Annotated in this window: 14 protein-coding genes; all 14 read left to right on the top strand. The window is 59.3% G+C overall.

Annotated features, from left to right (window positions below; all coding sequences use genetic code 11):
* The first annotated feature begins 21 nt into the window (after window positions 1–21).
* The 14 genes from ALP8811_RS07605 (at window position 22) to ALP8811_RS07540 (ending at window position 15,391) form a co-directional block, all read left to right on the top strand.
* The gene (locus tag ALP8811_RS07605; RefSeq protein ID WP_108856524.1) at window positions 22–939 is read left to right on the top strand and encodes a DMT family transporter; all 918 of its coding nucleotides are present in this window, start codon (window positions 22–24) and stop codon (window positions 937–939) included.
* Window positions 940–1,110: 171 nt separating this feature from the next.
* Window positions 1,111–2,280, top strand: coding sequence for a putative lipid II flippase FtsW (gene ftsW, locus ALP8811_RS07600; protein ID WP_108856523.1), 1,170 nt, complete (start codon window positions 1,111–1,113; stop codon window positions 2,278–2,280).
* On the top strand, window positions 2,277–3,374 hold the full coding sequence (murG, locus tag ALP8811_RS07595; RefSeq protein ID WP_108856522.1) for an undecaprenyldiphospho-muramoylpentapeptide beta-N-acetylglucosaminyltransferase: 1,098 nt from the start codon (window positions 2,277–2,279) through the stop codon (window positions 3,372–3,374). Before ftsW ends, murG begins: the two co-directional genes overlap by 4 nt.
* Window positions 3,375–3,398: 24 nt before the next feature.
* A complete protein-coding gene (gene murC, locus ALP8811_RS07590; protein WP_108856521.1) occupies window positions 3,399–4,796 on the top strand; it encodes a UDP-N-acetylmuramate--L-alanine ligase in 1,398 nt (465 codons plus the stop codon).
* Window positions 4,797–4,899: 103 nt separating this feature from the next.
* A complete protein-coding gene (locus ALP8811_RS07585) occupies window positions 4,900–6,096 on the top strand; it encodes an APC family permease (protein WP_108856520.1) in 1,197 nt (398 codons plus the stop codon).
* A complete protein-coding gene (locus ALP8811_RS07580; RefSeq protein ID WP_108856519.1) occupies window positions 6,093–6,332 on the top strand; it encodes a DUF2484 family protein in 240 nt (79 codons plus the stop codon). Before ALP8811_RS07585 ends, ALP8811_RS07580 begins: the two co-directional genes overlap by 4 nt.
* Window positions 6,329–6,568 carry a DUF2484 family protein gene (locus ALP8811_RS07575; RefSeq protein WP_108856518.1) on the top strand — a complete coding sequence of 80 codons (240 nt, stop codon included), beginning with the start codon at window positions 6,329–6,331 and terminating at the stop codon, window positions 6,566–6,568. Before ALP8811_RS07580 ends, ALP8811_RS07575 begins: the two co-directional genes overlap by 4 nt.
* 3 nt (window positions 6,569–6,571) lie before the next feature.
* On the top strand, window positions 6,572–7,504 hold the full coding sequence (murB, locus tag ALP8811_RS07570) for a UDP-N-acetylmuramate dehydrogenase (RefSeq protein WP_108856517.1): 933 nt from the start codon (window positions 6,572–6,574) through the stop codon (window positions 7,502–7,504).
* Between the two features lie 224 nt (window positions 7,505–7,728).
* Window positions 7,729–8,643, top strand: a complete 915-nt coding sequence (locus ALP8811_RS07565) for a D-alanine--D-alanine ligase (protein WP_108856516.1) — start codon at window positions 7,729–7,731, stop codon at window positions 8,641–8,643.
* Window positions 8,640–9,533 carry a cell division protein FtsQ/DivIB gene (locus tag ALP8811_RS07560; RefSeq protein ID WP_108856515.1) on the top strand — a complete coding sequence of 298 codons (894 nt, stop codon included), beginning with the start codon at window positions 8,640–8,642 and terminating at the stop codon, window positions 9,531–9,533. Before ALP8811_RS07565 ends, ALP8811_RS07560 begins: the two co-directional genes overlap by 4 nt.
* Window positions 9,530–10,864: a cell division protein FtsA gene (gene ftsA / locus ALP8811_RS07555; RefSeq protein WP_108856514.1), complete on the top strand. Its 1,335-nt coding sequence runs from the start codon at window positions 9,530–9,532 to the stop codon at window positions 10,862–10,864. The genes ALP8811_RS07560 and ftsA overlap by 4 nt, the downstream gene beginning before the upstream one ends.
* Window positions 10,865–11,094: 230 nt before the next feature.
* On the top strand, window positions 11,095–12,762 hold the full coding sequence (gene ftsZ, locus ALP8811_RS07550; RefSeq protein ID WP_108856513.1) for a cell division protein FtsZ: 1,668 nt from the start codon (window positions 11,095–11,097) through the stop codon (window positions 12,760–12,762).
* A gap of 578 nt (window positions 12,763–13,340) precedes the next feature.
* The gene (lpxC, locus tag ALP8811_RS07545; RefSeq protein ID WP_108856512.1) at window positions 13,341–14,261 is read left to right on the top strand and encodes a UDP-3-O-acyl-N-acetylglucosamine deacetylase; all 921 of its coding nucleotides are present in this window, start codon (window positions 13,341–13,343) and stop codon (window positions 14,259–14,261) included.
* A 209-nt stretch (window positions 14,262–14,470) separates the two neighbouring features.
* On the top strand, window positions 14,471–15,391 hold the full coding sequence (locus ALP8811_RS07540) for an outer membrane protein assembly factor BamD (RefSeq protein WP_108857479.1): 921 nt from the start codon (window positions 14,471–14,473) through the stop codon (window positions 15,389–15,391).
* Window positions 15,392–15,405: the final 14 nt, after the last annotated feature.

Genomic DNA, 15,405 nt, shown 5'->3' with positions numbered 1-15,405 from the left:
ACCAAGCGCGTATGCGAGGGCATGACCCCAAATCGCGGAATACTTCTGAAACTCGGATCGGTTGCGTTTTTCATGTCCATGCAGGCCATGATCAAGGCTGCCTCGGGCCATCTTCCCCCCGGCGAGATTGTCTTTTTCCGTTCGATCTTTGCTTTGCCGATCATTGCAGCGTGGTTGGCCTATGAAGGTCGGCTACATTCGGCCCTGCGCACGCAGCAGCTGTGGGGGCATGTCAGCCGGGGAACCGTGGGCGTTATGGCGATGGGGTTGAATTTCACCGCCGTGGCCTATTTGACGCTGCCAGACATCACCGCGATCCTATATGCATCGCCCATCATTACCGTGGTCCTGGCGGCGATTTTTCTTGGAGAGCAGGTGCGCATGGTGCGGATCGGGGCGGTGCTGGCCGGGCTGGTCGGGGTCCTGATCATCATGTGGCCGCAGCTTCAGGGCTTGGGTGGCGGGGATGAACTGCGCGCCTTCGGAGCGATGCTGGCATTGACCGCGGCCTGTTTCATCGCGGTGGCCAAGATCCTTGTGCGCAAATTGGTAGGGGTGGATCCGCCCTCGACCGTGGTGATCTATGCCTCGTTTACGGCGATCGTCCTGTCGCTTCTGACCGTGCCTTTCGGTTGGGTTTGGCCCACTGGGAACGAATTCGCGTTGCTCCTGGCGGCAGGGCTTGCGGGAGGTGTCGGGCAGTTGATGCTGACCACCGCCTACACCCATGCCGAGGCCTCGACCATTGCGCCGTTTGACTATTCGTCGATGATCTTCGCACTTGCCTTCGGGTTCCTCTTCTTTGGTGACTTGCCCACGGCGCAAACCTTGTTTGGCTCGGCCATCGTGATCTCGGCGGGGCTGGTGATCATTTGGCGAGAGAGACGATTGGGCAAGGACCGCTCGAAATCCCGCGCCGCCGGTGCGCCAAGCGGGTGATTGCCGATTGGTGCTGCGGCCTGCGTAAAATCACTGGAAATATTGAGTAAACCCAAGTATTCTTGCCGCAAGGCTTCGCGCAAGACGAGGCCACAGGCACCGGCACCAATAACCCGCAAAGGGATGGGGCGGATATTATGAGCGGTACAGGCAAATTGCAGGCGATTATTCATGACTGAGATGGTGTATGGTGCGGTCCCCGCGCAAAGCGGCGATCCCATTCTTCCTCGTTGGTGGCGCACGATCGACAAGTGGTCGGTCTCGTGCATCCTGATCCTTTTTGGCATCGGCATTCTTCTAGGACTGGCAGCTTCGCCCCCCTTGGCTGAACGCAACGGGCTGGGTTATTTCCACTATGTTGAGCGCCAGTTGGTTTTCGGTGTCGCCGCGTTGATCACCATGTTTGCCTTCACCATGATGACCCCGCAGATGGTACGCCGACTGGGCGTCCTTGGGTTTATCGTGGCGTTGGTGGCCGTGATGCTATTGCCCGTACTGGGTACAGATTTCGGCAAGGGGGCCACGCGTTGGTATTCGCTGGGCTTTGCCTCGGTTCAACCGTCTGAGTTTCTAAAGCCGGGCTTTGTTGTGGTTGCCGCGTGGCTGATGGCCGCGAGCCAAGAGATCAACGGCCCGCCCGGACGCGCCATGTCTGCAGGTCTGGTCACGGTGATCGTGATGTTTCTGGCAATGCAGCCGGACTTTGGTCAATCGGCCCTAATCCTCTTTGGTTGGGGCGTGATGTATTTCCTTGCTGGCGCACCCATCTTGCTGCTTGTCGGCGCAGCAGGGCTGGTCGTTCTTGGCGGTACCTTCGCCTATCACAATTCACAACACTTCGCGCGTCGCATCGACGGCTTTCTGAATCCCGAGGTCGATCCGACCACCCAGCTGGGATATGCCACCAACGCCATCCGCGAGGGCGGTTTCTTTGGCGTCGGCGTGGGCGAGGGACAGGTGAAGTGGTCTTTGCCCGATGCACATACGGATTTCATCATCGCCGTCGCGGCCGAGGAATATGGCCTGCTTTTGGTCCTGATCATCATCGCGCTTTACGCCACCATCGTGGTCCGCAGCTTCCTGCGTCTGATCCGTGAGCGGAACACTTTTATCCGTCTGGCAGGTTCGGGCCTTGCTGCCATGTTTGGGGTGCAGGCATTGATCAACATGGGCGTGGCGGTACGTCTTCTGCCCGCGAAAGGCATGACGTTGCCGTTCGTCAGCTATGGCGGCTCGTCTTTGATCGCCGGAGGTATTGCACTTGGCATGCTTTTGGCCTTTACCCGCACGCGGCCTCAAGGCCGGATGCAGGACGTATTTGCGAACAGGCAGGGCAGATGACTACAGATCAACCGCTTCTTGTGATTGCTGCCGGTGGGACCGGCGGCCACATGTTTCCCGCGCAGGCCTTGGCGGAAGCGATGCTGCGTAAAGGCTGGCGTGTGAAGCTGTCGACCGACGCTCGCGGTGCGCGCTATACCGGTGGTTTTCCCCATGTGGTCGAGATCGAGCAAGTCTCCTCGGCCACCTTCCAGCGCGGCGGCATCTTGGCGAAAGCAATCGTACCGTTCCGAATTGGGGCAGGCGTGCTGGGCGCAGTTTTGAAGATGCGGCGTGACCGCCCCAATGCCGTTGTCGGCTTTGGCGGCTATCCGACCATCCCCGCCTTGGGCGCGGCCAAGCTTCTGAACCTGCCACGGATGATCCACGAACAGAACGGCGTTCTGGGCAGGGTGAACACGATCTTCTCAAGCCGCGTGAACCGCGTGGCCTGTGGCACATGGCCCACCGATCTGCCCGAAGGGGTCGAAGGTGTCTATACCGGCAATCCCGTGCGCGGCGCTGTCATGGCCCGTCAGGGCGCGGGCTATATCGCGCCGGGTGACTATCCGATGTCGGTCCTTGTGATCGGCGGTTCGCAAGGGGCGCGGGCTCTGTCCGATCATGTGCCTGCCGCTTTGGCCAGCTTGCCAGATCATTTGCGTCGTCATATCTCGGTCAGCCATCAGGCCCGGGAAGAAGACATGGAGCGGGTCAGCGCGTTTTATGATGCCAATGGCATCCGCGCCGATGTACAAAGCTTCTTCAACGATATCCCACGCCGGATGTCCGAAGCCCAGCTGGTGATCAGCCGGGCAGGGGCCTCGTCCGTGGCGGATATCTCGGTTATCGGGCGCCCCTCGGTTCTGATCCCGCTGCCTACAGCCACGGATGATCACCAAAGCGCCAATGCGCGTGGGTTGGTGGATGCAGGCGCCGCGATCTTGCTGCCTGAAAGCATGCTAACGCCAGAGAGTTTGGCCGAGCAGGTCGCGTTGGTTTTGGAAAACTCGGAAGGGGCCGAACAGATGGCCCGTGCCGCGCTGGCCCATGGTCGCCCCGACGCAACGGATGCGTTGGTAGCGCTGGTCGAGGATCTGGCCGCGCAGGCCTGAGTATAGAATTCGAAAGGTAGATAGATGAACGCAGCAGCCACCAAGCTTCCCACCGAAATGGGCAAAATCCACTTTGTGGGCATCGGCGGGATTGGCATGTCGGGTATCGCCGAGGTGCTGCTGAATCATGGCTATCAGGTGCAGGGATCTGACCTGAAGGCGACAAAAATCACCGACCGTCTGAAGAATTTGGGGGCCGAGATCTTTGTTGGTCAGCGCGCCGAAAACCTTGAGCTCGCAGAGGTCGTCGTGATCTCGTCGGCCATCAAGCCGGGCAACCCCGAGCTGGACGCCGCGCGTGCCCGCGGCCTTCCAGTGGTCCGCCGGGCCGAGATGCTGGCCGAGCTGATGCGCCTGAAATCAAACATTGCGGTTGCTGGGACGCATGGCAAAACCACCACCACGACCATGGTGGCCGAACTGCTTGTCAAAGGCGGCATCGACCCCACCGTAGTCAATGGTGGCATCATTCACGCCTATGGCTCCAACGCGCGGATGGGGCAGGGCGAATGGATGGTGGTCGAGGCTGACGAAAGCGACGGCACCTTCAACCGTCTGCCCGCAACCATCGCAATCGTAACCAATATCGACCCCGAGCACATGGAGCATTGGGGTGACTTCGACACGCTGCGCCAGGGCTTCCTTGATTTCGTGTCGAACATCCCGTTCTACGGGCTTGCCGTGTGCTGCACTGATCACCCCGAAGTGCAGGCGTTGGTGGGCAAAGTCACTGACCGCCGCGTTGTGACCTATGGGTTCAATGCGCAAGCCGACGTTCGTGCGGTGAACCTGACCTATAAACGCGGTGTCGCGCATTTCGACATCGAGCTGAACCACGAAGGCACCAAGATCGAAGGCTGTACGCTGCCGATGCCGGGGGATCACAACGTCTCGAACGCACTGTCCGCCGTCGCGGTGTCGCGCCATTTGGGCATGAAGCGCGACGAAATCCGCACAGCGCTTGCCAGCTTTGGGGGTGTGAACCGACGCTTCACCAAGGTCGGAGAAGTGAACGGCGTCACCATCATCGACGACTACGGCCACCACCCGGTCGAAATTGCTGCGGTCCTGAAAGCTGCTCGTCAAGCAAGCGAAGGCCGCGTGATTGCTGTTCATCAGCCCCACCGTTATTCCCGCTTGCATGACCTGTTCGAAGAGTTCTGCGCTTGCTTCAACGAGGCAGATGTCGTTGGTATTGCAGAAGTTTTCGCCGCCGGAGAAGACCCGATCGAAGGCGCCTCGCGCGATGATCTGGTTGCTGGTCTGGTCCGTCACGGCCACCGCCACGCGATGGCGGTCACCGATGAAGATGCCCTGACCGCATTGGTTAAGGAACACGCCGAGCCGGGCGACATGGTGGTCTGTCTGGGCGCGGGTACGATCAGCGCATGGGCAAACAATTTGCCGGGACGGTTGGGGTAAGCCCCACCTTACGCAAGGGTTCTCTTGAATAGGGCTTCGTTTCGTGATGGTTTGAAAGCCGCGCGACACCTCGAGATATTCCTATTCCCCAACAGGTGACTCCATGAAACCCGCCCCTCTCAAGCGAAACCTCGGTCTGGGACTTCTGACCATGTATGGCGTCGGTGTCATGGTCGGGGCAGGGATCTATGTGCTGGTGGGCGCCGTCGCGGCCGAGGCCGGGATCTGGGCCCCCTTGGCGTTTCTTCTGGCAGGCCTGATCGCCGCTCCGTCGGCGCTCAGTTATGCGGAACTCAGTTCACGCATCCCCGAAGCCTCGGGCGAGGCGGCATATGTCGAGAAGGGGCTGAACAGTCACCTTCTGGCTGTGTTGATCGGCTTGGCGATTGTGCTTGCGGGCACCGTGTCCGCTGCGGCGGTTCTGCGGGGGGGCGTTGGGTATCTGACGGCTTTGGTCGACATCCCAAGCGAATGGGCCATCATCGGCATTGGTATCGCTCTGACACTCGTGGCGCTTATTGGCGTGTTGGAAAGCCTGTCACTGGCCGCCATCTTCACGGTGGTCGAGGTTTTGGGCTTGATCGCCGTAGTCTACGCAGGATTCACTGCGCCTCCGGTTGCCATGCTGACCGACCTGCCCGAGATTTACTGGCCTGGCGTTGCAGGTGCCGCCGCCTTGGCGTTCTTTGCCTTCATCGGGTTCGAAGACATGGTGAACATGGCGGAAGAGGCCAAGGACCCCACGCACACTGTTCCCCGCGCCATTCTGATTGCCTTGGTTGTCACGACCTTGCTTTACGCGCTGGTCTCTTATGCTGCGGTGCGTGCGGTGCCTGTGGATGCGCTGGCAAGCTCGGGCCGGCCATTGGTTCTGGTGTGGGAAAGCAGCCTTTCGGCATCGCCTGCCGTTCTGGGTGCCATCGCGGTAGTTGCGGCGCTGAACGGCGTGCTGGCACAGATTGTTATGGCCGCGCGTGTCCTGTTCGGCCTTGGGCGGCGCGAGAAACTTCTGTCGTACTTCTATCGCGCCCACCCCCGGTTCGGTACGCCTGTTCTGGCAACAGTGCTGCTGGGGGCTGGGGTGATTGGGGCTGCGCTGGCCTTGCCTGTTTCCGAGCTTGCAGCTGTAACGTCGACCGTATTGTTGATCGTGTTCGCTGTCGTGAACATCGCGTTGATCGCGTTAAAACGGAAAGCGCCCAAAGCTCCGTTCCGGACCGCTGTCTGGGTCCCTTGGCTGGGGTTGATCGGCGCTCTGACGGCGTTGGCCGCATCTTTCCTGACAGGAGCCACACATTGAGCCCGTCCCTGATCGCCGCGGCTCTCTGGGCCATTGCGGCCACGATTGTCGCGCTGTTGCCCATGCGCATGCAGTTCCCACCGGGGATACTCTTGCTGATCTCAGCACCATTTCTGATCGTCTGGATCGGGGCCACCCACGGCTGGGTGTGGGCCGCGCTGGGACTGGCTGCGTTCTTGTCCATGTTCCGCCGACCCTTGTGGTATCTGGCGCGTAAGGCAGTAGGCCGGGCATGACGCTGTCTCTGATCCTGGTGTGCCTTTGGGCTGTATTGGCACAGGTGATCGCGCTGACGCCCTCGCGTGATCATCATTGGCGGGTGGCTTACGTCTTGATTGCCGTGGGCATTCCGCTATTGGGATACGTGATTTACGAGAACGGCCCGTGGGTAGGGCTTCTGGTCATGCTGGGCGCGATGTCGATCCTGCGTTGGCCAGTGATCTACCTGACGCGCTGGTTGAGAAAGAGGTAGCACATGGCCCGTCCTGATCAGATCACCATTCGCGGCAGCCTGATGGCGGACAAAGAGCTGGCTGGGCTGACATGGTTGCGTGTCGGTGGCCCCGCCGACTGGCTGTTCATGCCCGCTGACGAAGACGATCTGGCGCATTTCCTGTCTGAACTGGACGCAGATATCCCGGTTTTTCCGATGGGCGTCGGCTCGAACCTGATCGTGCGTGATGGCGGCATCCGGGGCGTCGTGATCCGCATGGGACGCGGGTTCAACGGGGTCGAGATTGACGGCCAGACGGTGACGGCCGGCGTCGCCGCGCTGGACGCTCAGGTTGCCAAAAAGGCGGCCGCCGAGGGCGTGGACTTGACTTTCCTGCGCACCATTCCGGGCGCGATCGGTGGCGCAGTCTGCATGAACGCCGGCTGCTATGGTTCTTATATTGCTGATGTTTTTCAATCTGCGACGGCCCTCACACGGGCCGGCGAGCGCGTGACGCTGACTGCCGATGATTTGCAGTTTCAGTATCGCCAAAGCGAACTGCCGGACGGTTGGGTTATAACGAAAGCCGTCCTGACAGGCCCGTCCGGGGATCCCGAGAAGCTTGCCGCCCGGATGGAGGCCCAGCTTGCCAAGCGCGATGAAACCCAGCCTACGAAAGACCGCACCGCAGGGTCGACCTTCCGTAATCCAGCGGGCTTCAGCTCGACGGGCCGGGCGGATGACAGCCACGAATTGAAGGCATGGAAGGTGATTGACGAGGCCGGAATGCGGGGCGCGACACGGGGCGGCGCGCAGATGAACCAGATGCATTCGAACTTTCTGACCAACATCGGCGATGCGACCGCTGCCGACCTTGAAGGATTGGGTGAAGAGGTCAGAAAAAAGGTTTACGAACACAGCGGCATAAAGCTACAATGGGAAATCAAGCGCATAGGCGAACCGGCGGCAGAATAGACCGGGCGCCAAGAGACGAAAAAGACGCAAAAGACACGGTCAAAAGACCGGAAATTGAGGGGTCGGGCAGGCCCTGAAAGCCGAAAAACAGACGCAGAAAACTGCGCGACAGATCGGTTCGGGGCGGTACGCCTCATGACAGACACCGTGGTTACACGGGATTAACGCCGGAAACGGCAGGGCATTTTGGCCGCATTGCGGCCGTGTACGAGGCATTACAGGCTATGTCGGGTTCTTCCGTCAGCAAAGTTGTGGTTTTGATGGGCGGTCCATCGGCCGAGCGCGACGTGTCGCTTAGCTCGGGCGAGGAATGCGCCAAAGCCTTGGCCGGCGAGGGGTTTGAGGTCGTAAAGATCGACGCAGGCGCCGATCTGGCCGAGCGCCTGAAGGCCGAATCCCCTGACGTCGTGTTCAACGCATTGCATGGACGCTGGGGCGAAGATGGCTGCGTGCAGGGCCTGCTGGAATGGCTGCAAATCCCCTATACTCATTCGGGCGTTCTGGCGTCCTCGCTTGCGATGGACAAGGAACGCGCCAAGGAAACTTTCCGCGCCGCGGGTCTTCCCGTGGTTGCCAGTGTGTTGGCCGAGAAGGACGACGTTCAGACCCGCCATGTGATGGAACCACCCTATGTGGTGAAGCCCTATAATGAAGGCAGCTCGGTCGGGATTTACATCGTGCAAGAGGGCGCAAATACGCCACCCAAGCTGGCCGACAGCATGCCCGATACAGTGATGGTCGAAACCTATGCCCCGGGGCGCGAGCTGACGACCACCGTGATGGGGGATCGTGCGCTTGGCGTCACCGACATCATCACAGATGGCTGGTATGACTATGACGCGAAATACGCCGAGGGTGGTTCGCGCCACGAAATCCCCGCCAACATCCCCGCCGAAATCGAGGCCGCCTGTCTGGACTTTGCGGTACGGGCGCATAAGGCCCTTGGCTGTCGTGGTGTCAGCCGCACCGATTTCCGCTGGGACGAAGCCCGCGGTCTGGATGGGCTGATCATTCTGGAAACCAACACGCAGCCCGGCATGACGCCGACCTCGCTGGCACCCGAGCAGGGCGCGCATCAGGGGATGAGCTTTGGCAAGTTCTGCGCATGGATGGTGGAGGACGCATCGTGCAACCGATGACCGCGCCTCAGCAGAATAAACCCGAGGCGCAGCGCCGCGACCCAGCCCCGTCTCGTCTTGCCTATAAGGCCCATCGCCTGTGGCTAACGCCGGTGTTCCGCGCCTTCCTGCGTGTCGGGCTTCCGGTCTTTATTATTTTGATGGCTGCGGGCTGGTATCTGGCCAACCCGACCAACCGGTACGCGATCGGCGAGAAGCTGACCAACGTGAAGCGCTCGGTTCAGGAACGGCCCGAGTTCATGGTCAAGCTGATGGCGGTCGAAGGCGCAACCCCGGTTGTCGACAACGCCGTGCGTCAGATCCTACCCATCGATTTCCCGATCTCGAGCTTCGATCTGGATCTGGAACGGATGCGGACTGAGATCATGAAACTGGATGTAATCGAAGATGCGGATCTGCGCATCCGGCCGGGTGGCGTGCTGGAAATCGCGCTGACCGAACGCCAGCCGGTGATCCTGTGGCGCCACAGTGGTGTCATCGACATGTTGGACGCGGGTGGTCATCGCGTGGCCAGCCTGCTGGAGCGCGACGCGCGCTCGGACCTGCCCTTGATCACGGGAGAGGGGGCAGCCGAAGCTGTGTCCGAAGCACGTGCCATTCTTGACACTGCAGGTCCGCTGCGCGGCGAATTGCGCGGATTGATCCGCGTGGGTGAACGTCGCTGGGACGTGGTTCTGAAAACCAACCAACGCATTCAGCTTCCCGCTGAAAACCCGGTGGCCGCACTAGAGCAGGTGATTGCTTTGCATCAGGCGCAAGACCTGTTTGGTCGCGATCTTAGTGTGATTGATATGAGAAATCCCCAGCGACCCACGCTGCGTCTTGGCGACACCGCCATGGACGAGCTGCGTCGCATCAAAGGGGTTCAGATTGAAGAGGTTTCCCAATGACCGATATTTACAGCCAGCAACGCGCGATGCGGGCCATGCGCGAAGCCGCCATGCAACGCGGCGTGATTGCCATTCTGGATATCGGCAGTGCAAAGGTCGGTTGCCTGATCCTGCGCTTTGACGGACCGGATCAGTTCCGCGACAGCGACGGGGTAGGGTCTTTGGCTGGGCAAAGCGCCTTTCGCGTGATTGGTGCCGCAACGACCCGTTCGCGCGGCGTTCGCTTTGGCGAGATTGACGCCATGGCCGAGACCGAGCGTGCCATTCGCACCGCTGTCCAAGCCGCGCAAAAGATGGCCAACATTCGCGTGGACCACGTGATCGCCTGTTTCTCGGGTGCAAACCCGCGCAGCTATGGGCTGGACGGAGCGGTCGCGCTTGACGGTCGCGCTGTCACCGAAGACGACGTGGCCCGTGTGCTGGCTGCTTGTGACATGCCGGACATTGGCGACGGACGCGAGGTGTTGCACGCACAGCCGGTGAACTTCGCATTGGATCACCGCTCGGGCCTTGGTGATCCGCGTGGACAGATCGGCAACCGTTTGGCGGTCGATATGCATGTTCTGACTGTCGATTCAGCTGTCATTCAGAATCTGCTCTATTGCATCAAACGCTGCGATCTCGAGGTCGCGGGGCTGGCCAGTTCGGCCTATGTGTCTGGCATTTCGGCATTGGTCGAAGATGAACAAGAGCTGGGCGCGGCCTGTATCGACCTTGGCGGCGGTTCAACTGGCATCTCGATCTTCATGAAAAAGCACATGATTTTTGCCGACAGCGTACGTCTGGGCGGGGATCATGTGACCTCGGACATTTCAAAAGGGCTGCATGTGCCGTTGTCGACGGCCGAGCGGATCAAAACTTTTTACGGGGGCGTTGTCGCGACCGGCATGGATGATCGCGAGATGATCGAGATCGGTGGCGACACGGGCGATTGGGAACATGACCGTCGCACGGTCAGCCGGGCCGAGTTGATCGGCATCATGCGTCCGCGTGTCGAAGAAATTCTGGAAGAGGTGCGGATGCGCCTTGATGCTGCCGGGTTTGATCACCTGCCCAGCCAGTCCATCGTTCTGACAGGCGGAGGCAGCCAGATCCCAGGTTTGGACGGGCTTGCCCCGAAAATTCTTGGTCAGAATGTACGCATCGGACGTCCGTTGCGGGTGCAGGGTTTGCCGCAGGCGGCGACAGGGGCGGGGTTCGCCTCGGCCGTCGGGTTGTGTCTGTTTGCCGCCCATCCGCAAGACGAATGGTGGGATTTCGAAATGCCGTCGGAAAACTATCCGGCGCGCAGCTTCCGCCGGGCGTTCAGGTGGTTCAAGGACAATTGGTAAGTCTCGCGCTGCACCGCAACATGCTGTGTCTTCGGCGAAATCCTGCTTAAAACCTCTAGATTCTCTCAATATTTTGCGGTGAATCGCCCCTTTTGGGCGTGACGAACCATGCAGTTTTAAGCTATTATGAAAAAAAAGAGGCAGTTACCGGCGATTCAGTCGGGATAACAACATACCAGCCGCCTTCGGGGCACATCGAAGCGGCGCAGACCTATACAGGCGGAAAAATCATGACTTTGAACCTTACCATGCCCGGTCAGGAAGAGTTGAAACCTCGTATCACAGTGTTTGGCGTAGGCGGTGCTGGTGGCAACGCGGTCAACAACATGATCGAGAAGGAACTCGAGGGCGTAGAATTTGTAGTCGCAAACACCGACGCGCAGGCATTGCAGCACTCGCGCGCAGCTGATCGCATCCAGATGGGTGTGAAGGTCACCGAAGGTCTGGGCGCAGGTGCCCGTGCCACGGTTGGCGCAGCAGCGGCTGAAGAAAGCATTGAGCAGATCGTAGACCATCTGGCGGGCGCACATATGTGCTTCATCACCGCTGGTATGGGCGGTGGTACCGGAACCGGTGCGGCCCCGATCATTGCACAAGCCGCCCGCGAACTGGGTGTGCTGACCGTTGGTGTTGTCACCAAGCCGTTCCAGTTCGAAGGCGCCAAGCGCATGAAGCAGGCGGAAGACGGTGTCGAAGCCCTGCAGAAGATGGTCGACACGCTGATCATCATTCCGAACCAGAACCTGTTCCGTCTGGCCAACGAAAAGACGACCTTCACCGAAGCGTTCTCGATGGCAGATGATGTTCTTTATCAAGGTGTTAAGGGTGTGACGGACCTGATGGTTCGCCCCGGTCTGATCAACCTCGACTTTGCTGATGTTCGCGCCGTGATGGACGAGATGGGCAAGGCAATGATGGGCACCGGCGAAAGCACCGGCGAAGATCGCGCGGTTCAAGCCGCCGAGAAAGCCATCGCCAACCCGCTTCTGGACGAAATCAGCCTGCGTGGCGCGAAAGGTGTGTTGATCAACATCACCGGCGGTTACGACCTGACCCTGTTCGAACTGGACGAAGCAGCCAACCGCATCCGCGAGGAAGTCGACCCCGAGGCCAACATCATCGTTGGTTCGACGTTGGATGACGGCCTTGATGGTGCCATGCGCGTGTCCGTTGTGGCCACTGGCATCGATGCCGCTGAGGTTCCGTTGGACATCCCGGTTCCGCGTCGTACGCTGGCGCAGCCTCTTCAGTCGCCGATCGAGGTCGAGCAGAAGATGGAAGCTGAAGCGCCCGCTGCTGTTGCCGCTGCCGCCGAGATTGACGCGGCCCCTGTCCATGCTGAAGCTCCGGCTCCGATGGAGACTGAGGTTGCTGAAGCTCCTGTTGAACCGTCACTCTTTGGTCATATGGAGCAGCCAGCAGAAGCTGCTGCACCAGTAGAGGCCGAGCTGGGAAACAGCTTCCCCGCTGAAACCGCAGGTGGCGATGTGCCTCCGCCGGTTTATCAGTCGCGCGAAGAAGAAGCCGTGGATCCCCGTTTTGTCGAGGAACCCGCAGTGGCACAGTTTGTAGCCCCTAAACCGGCCGCTCCTGGCACTCCGTCGCCTGAGGCGATGGCGCGCTTGCAAGCCGCTGTGCAAAACCAGCCGCGCGCAGGTCAGCCAGCACAACCGGCAGCACCTGCACCTCATGCCGAGGCTCCGGCTGCGCATGAAAAAGCCCGTTTTGGCATCAACTCGCTGATCAACCGGATGACCGGTTCGGGCGCAGCTGATGGTACTGCTCGCTCGCAGCCTCCGGTGCAAAGCGAACAGCCCGTTCAGCATCAAGCCCCCGCGGCTGGTCCCGAGCAGGAAAAGGTCGAGATCCCTGCGTTCCTGCGCCGTCAGGCCAACTGAACCGGTTAAAACCAAAGAAAAAACAAGCCGCTGCGCAGAAATGCGCGGCGGTTTTTCGTTGTAGAGACGGATGAACTGGCAACGAAAGTCGTCAAGTTAACCTTTTTACTTGTTCCATCAGCGAAGGTTTGCCGGAGTTTACAGTTGGAACGCGGGAAGGTTTTGGTGGCCTGATCAGCCTTGAAAAACAATAAAAACCAAAGACTTGCCGGTCTTCTCTTCGGGCTTGCGCGGTTTTTTGCGCACCTGACAGGACATGTTACAAACCATTACAGAGGTTTGAATTGTGATTAACCTCTTGGGAGATTACCCACAGAAGCACCAGTCGAACCTGATTGGTGCGCACCCGTTTGGGTATTAGATCGCTAAGAACCTACCTGAGAGGTTCGATCTAGGCCGAGCGCCGCCAGTCTGGTGGTACGAACGGAATGGTTGGGCCGGCCCCGTGTTTACTCCACACGGGGGCGGACGACCCGGCCAGACCGGGCAACCACAAAAGGACGCGCAAAGACAATAATGCGGAACTGTCAAATTGGCAGGGCATCGCACCCGAACCGAGGTAACGAAAGAGGCGTCACGTGCAGACCACAGTAGCCAGCACAGTCAGTTTCAACGGCACCGGATTGCATTCCGGGCGCCCGGTTCGCATGAAGGTACAACCTGCCTCGGCGGAATATGGCATTTGGTTCAAACGCACCGACGTGGATGACTGCGACAATCTGATCGCAGTGCATTGGGCCTCGGGTGTGCCGTCGCCCCTGTGTACGGTGATCCGTAACGACGCCGGGGTCGAGGTTCGCACCATTGAACATATCATGGCAGCCCTTGCTGGCTGTGGCATCCACAATGCGCTGATCGAGATTGATGGCCCGGAAGTTCCAATTATGGATGGAAGCTCTGCCCGGTTTGTGGACGGATTGATTAAAGCTGGACAGCGTGAGCTGTCCGCTCCGGTGCGCGTGATCGAAGTGCTGGAACCAGTAGAATACCGCGAAGGTGCCGCTTGGGCACGATTGGAGCCTTCGGATGGCTTCCAGATTGATTTCCACATCTCGTTCCCGGATGCAGCCATTGGTACACAAGACATGAGCTTGGATTTGTCCAACGGCAATTTTGTCCGCGAGCTGTCGGATTGTCGGACCTTCTGCCGTCAGGCGGACGTGGACGCGATGCACAAAGCAGGGCTTGCCCTAGGTGGCACGTACGAAAACGCCGTCGTTGTCGACGGAGATCAAGTGCTGTCCCCCGGTGGTTTGCGCCGTACGGACGAAGCTGTTCGCCACAAAATGCTGGATGCATTGGGGGATTTGGCTTTGGCTGGTGCGCCACTGCGCGCACGCTATATCGGCCATCGCGCCGGACATGCCATGACAAACAAGTTGCTGCGCACCTTGTTTGATACACCTGGTGCTTGGCGTTTGATCGAATGCGACGGTCAGGATGCACGCAAGCTGCCCGGCGTCGGTGTGCGCCGTTCTGACCTGCCGATGACGGCTTGATTGGACCAATTGGCGATCAATGGACCGGGCGATGTCTTCGGCCAGTCTCAAAGAACAACAGCCAAACATCGTAGGTTTCCGATAAACTCTTCCAACATGGTCGAATTTTGGTGCGCAAACCATTTTGCCCACAAAATTTCTGTGCTAGGAATCGCTGGAAGATGTCGGAATTATTCTATCGGCAGAAAACAGTTGGGGTAGCACCGGTTATGATCCGCGTGAAATTGGGCAAATCCATCAGCATTGCACTGGTATCCGGCTTGGTTTTGACGGGCTGCAGCGGTGGTTCCGGCAGCTTGGGATTCGGAAGCTTGGGCGGAAGTTCGGGATTCGGTGGCGATGGCACTGGCGGCGGTATTTTTGGCACCCGTGTCGAAAAACGTCCCATTGATCAATGGAGCGCCGAAGAAATCTTCAAGCGCGGCGAATATGATCTTGAGCGTGGCGACCCCGAAGAAGCAGCGGAATGGTTCGGCGAAGTCGAGCGGCTGTACCCCTATTCGGAATGGGCCAAACGCGCGCTGATCATGCAGGCGTTTGCGCATCACAAAGACAAAGAATACGAATTGGCCCGCGCCACGGCGCAGCGCTTTATCGATTTCTATCCCGGTGATGAAGACGCCGCCTACGCGCAGTATCTTCTGGCCATCAGCTATTACGATCAGATTGATCTGATCGGGCGCGATCAGGGTCTGACCTTTCAGGCGCTGCAGGCACTACGTACTGTGATCGAGCGTTATCCGGATACGGAATACGCCAAGTCCGCCATTTTGAAATTTGATCTGGCCTTTGACCATCTGGCGGCCAAGGAAATGGAAATCGGGCGTTACTATCTGAAACGCAAGCATTACTCGGCGTCGATCAATCGTTTCCGCGTTGTGGTCGAGCAGTTCCAGACCACCACCCATGTGGCTGAAGCGCTGCATCGTTTGGTCGAAGCTTACCTGTCATTGGGTCTGGTCAACGAAGCCCAAACCGCTGGTGCGATCCTTGGTCACAACTTCCAGTCGACCGAATGGTATCAAGACAGCTATCGTCTGTTGACCAGCCGTGGATTGAAACCGGAAGCCAAGGGCAACAGCTGGTTGCGTCAGGTTCATCGTCAGATGATCAAGGGCGAATGGCTCTGACCGGGCAGGGCCAC

The organism is Aliiroseovarius pelagivivens (assembly GCF_900302485.1).
In the GTDB taxonomy this organism is placed as follows: domain Bacteria; phylum Pseudomonadota; class Alphaproteobacteria; order Rhodobacterales; family Rhodobacteraceae; genus Aliiroseovarius; species Aliiroseovarius pelagivivens.
This window is presented reverse-complemented; position numbering and strand designations above follow the sequence as displayed.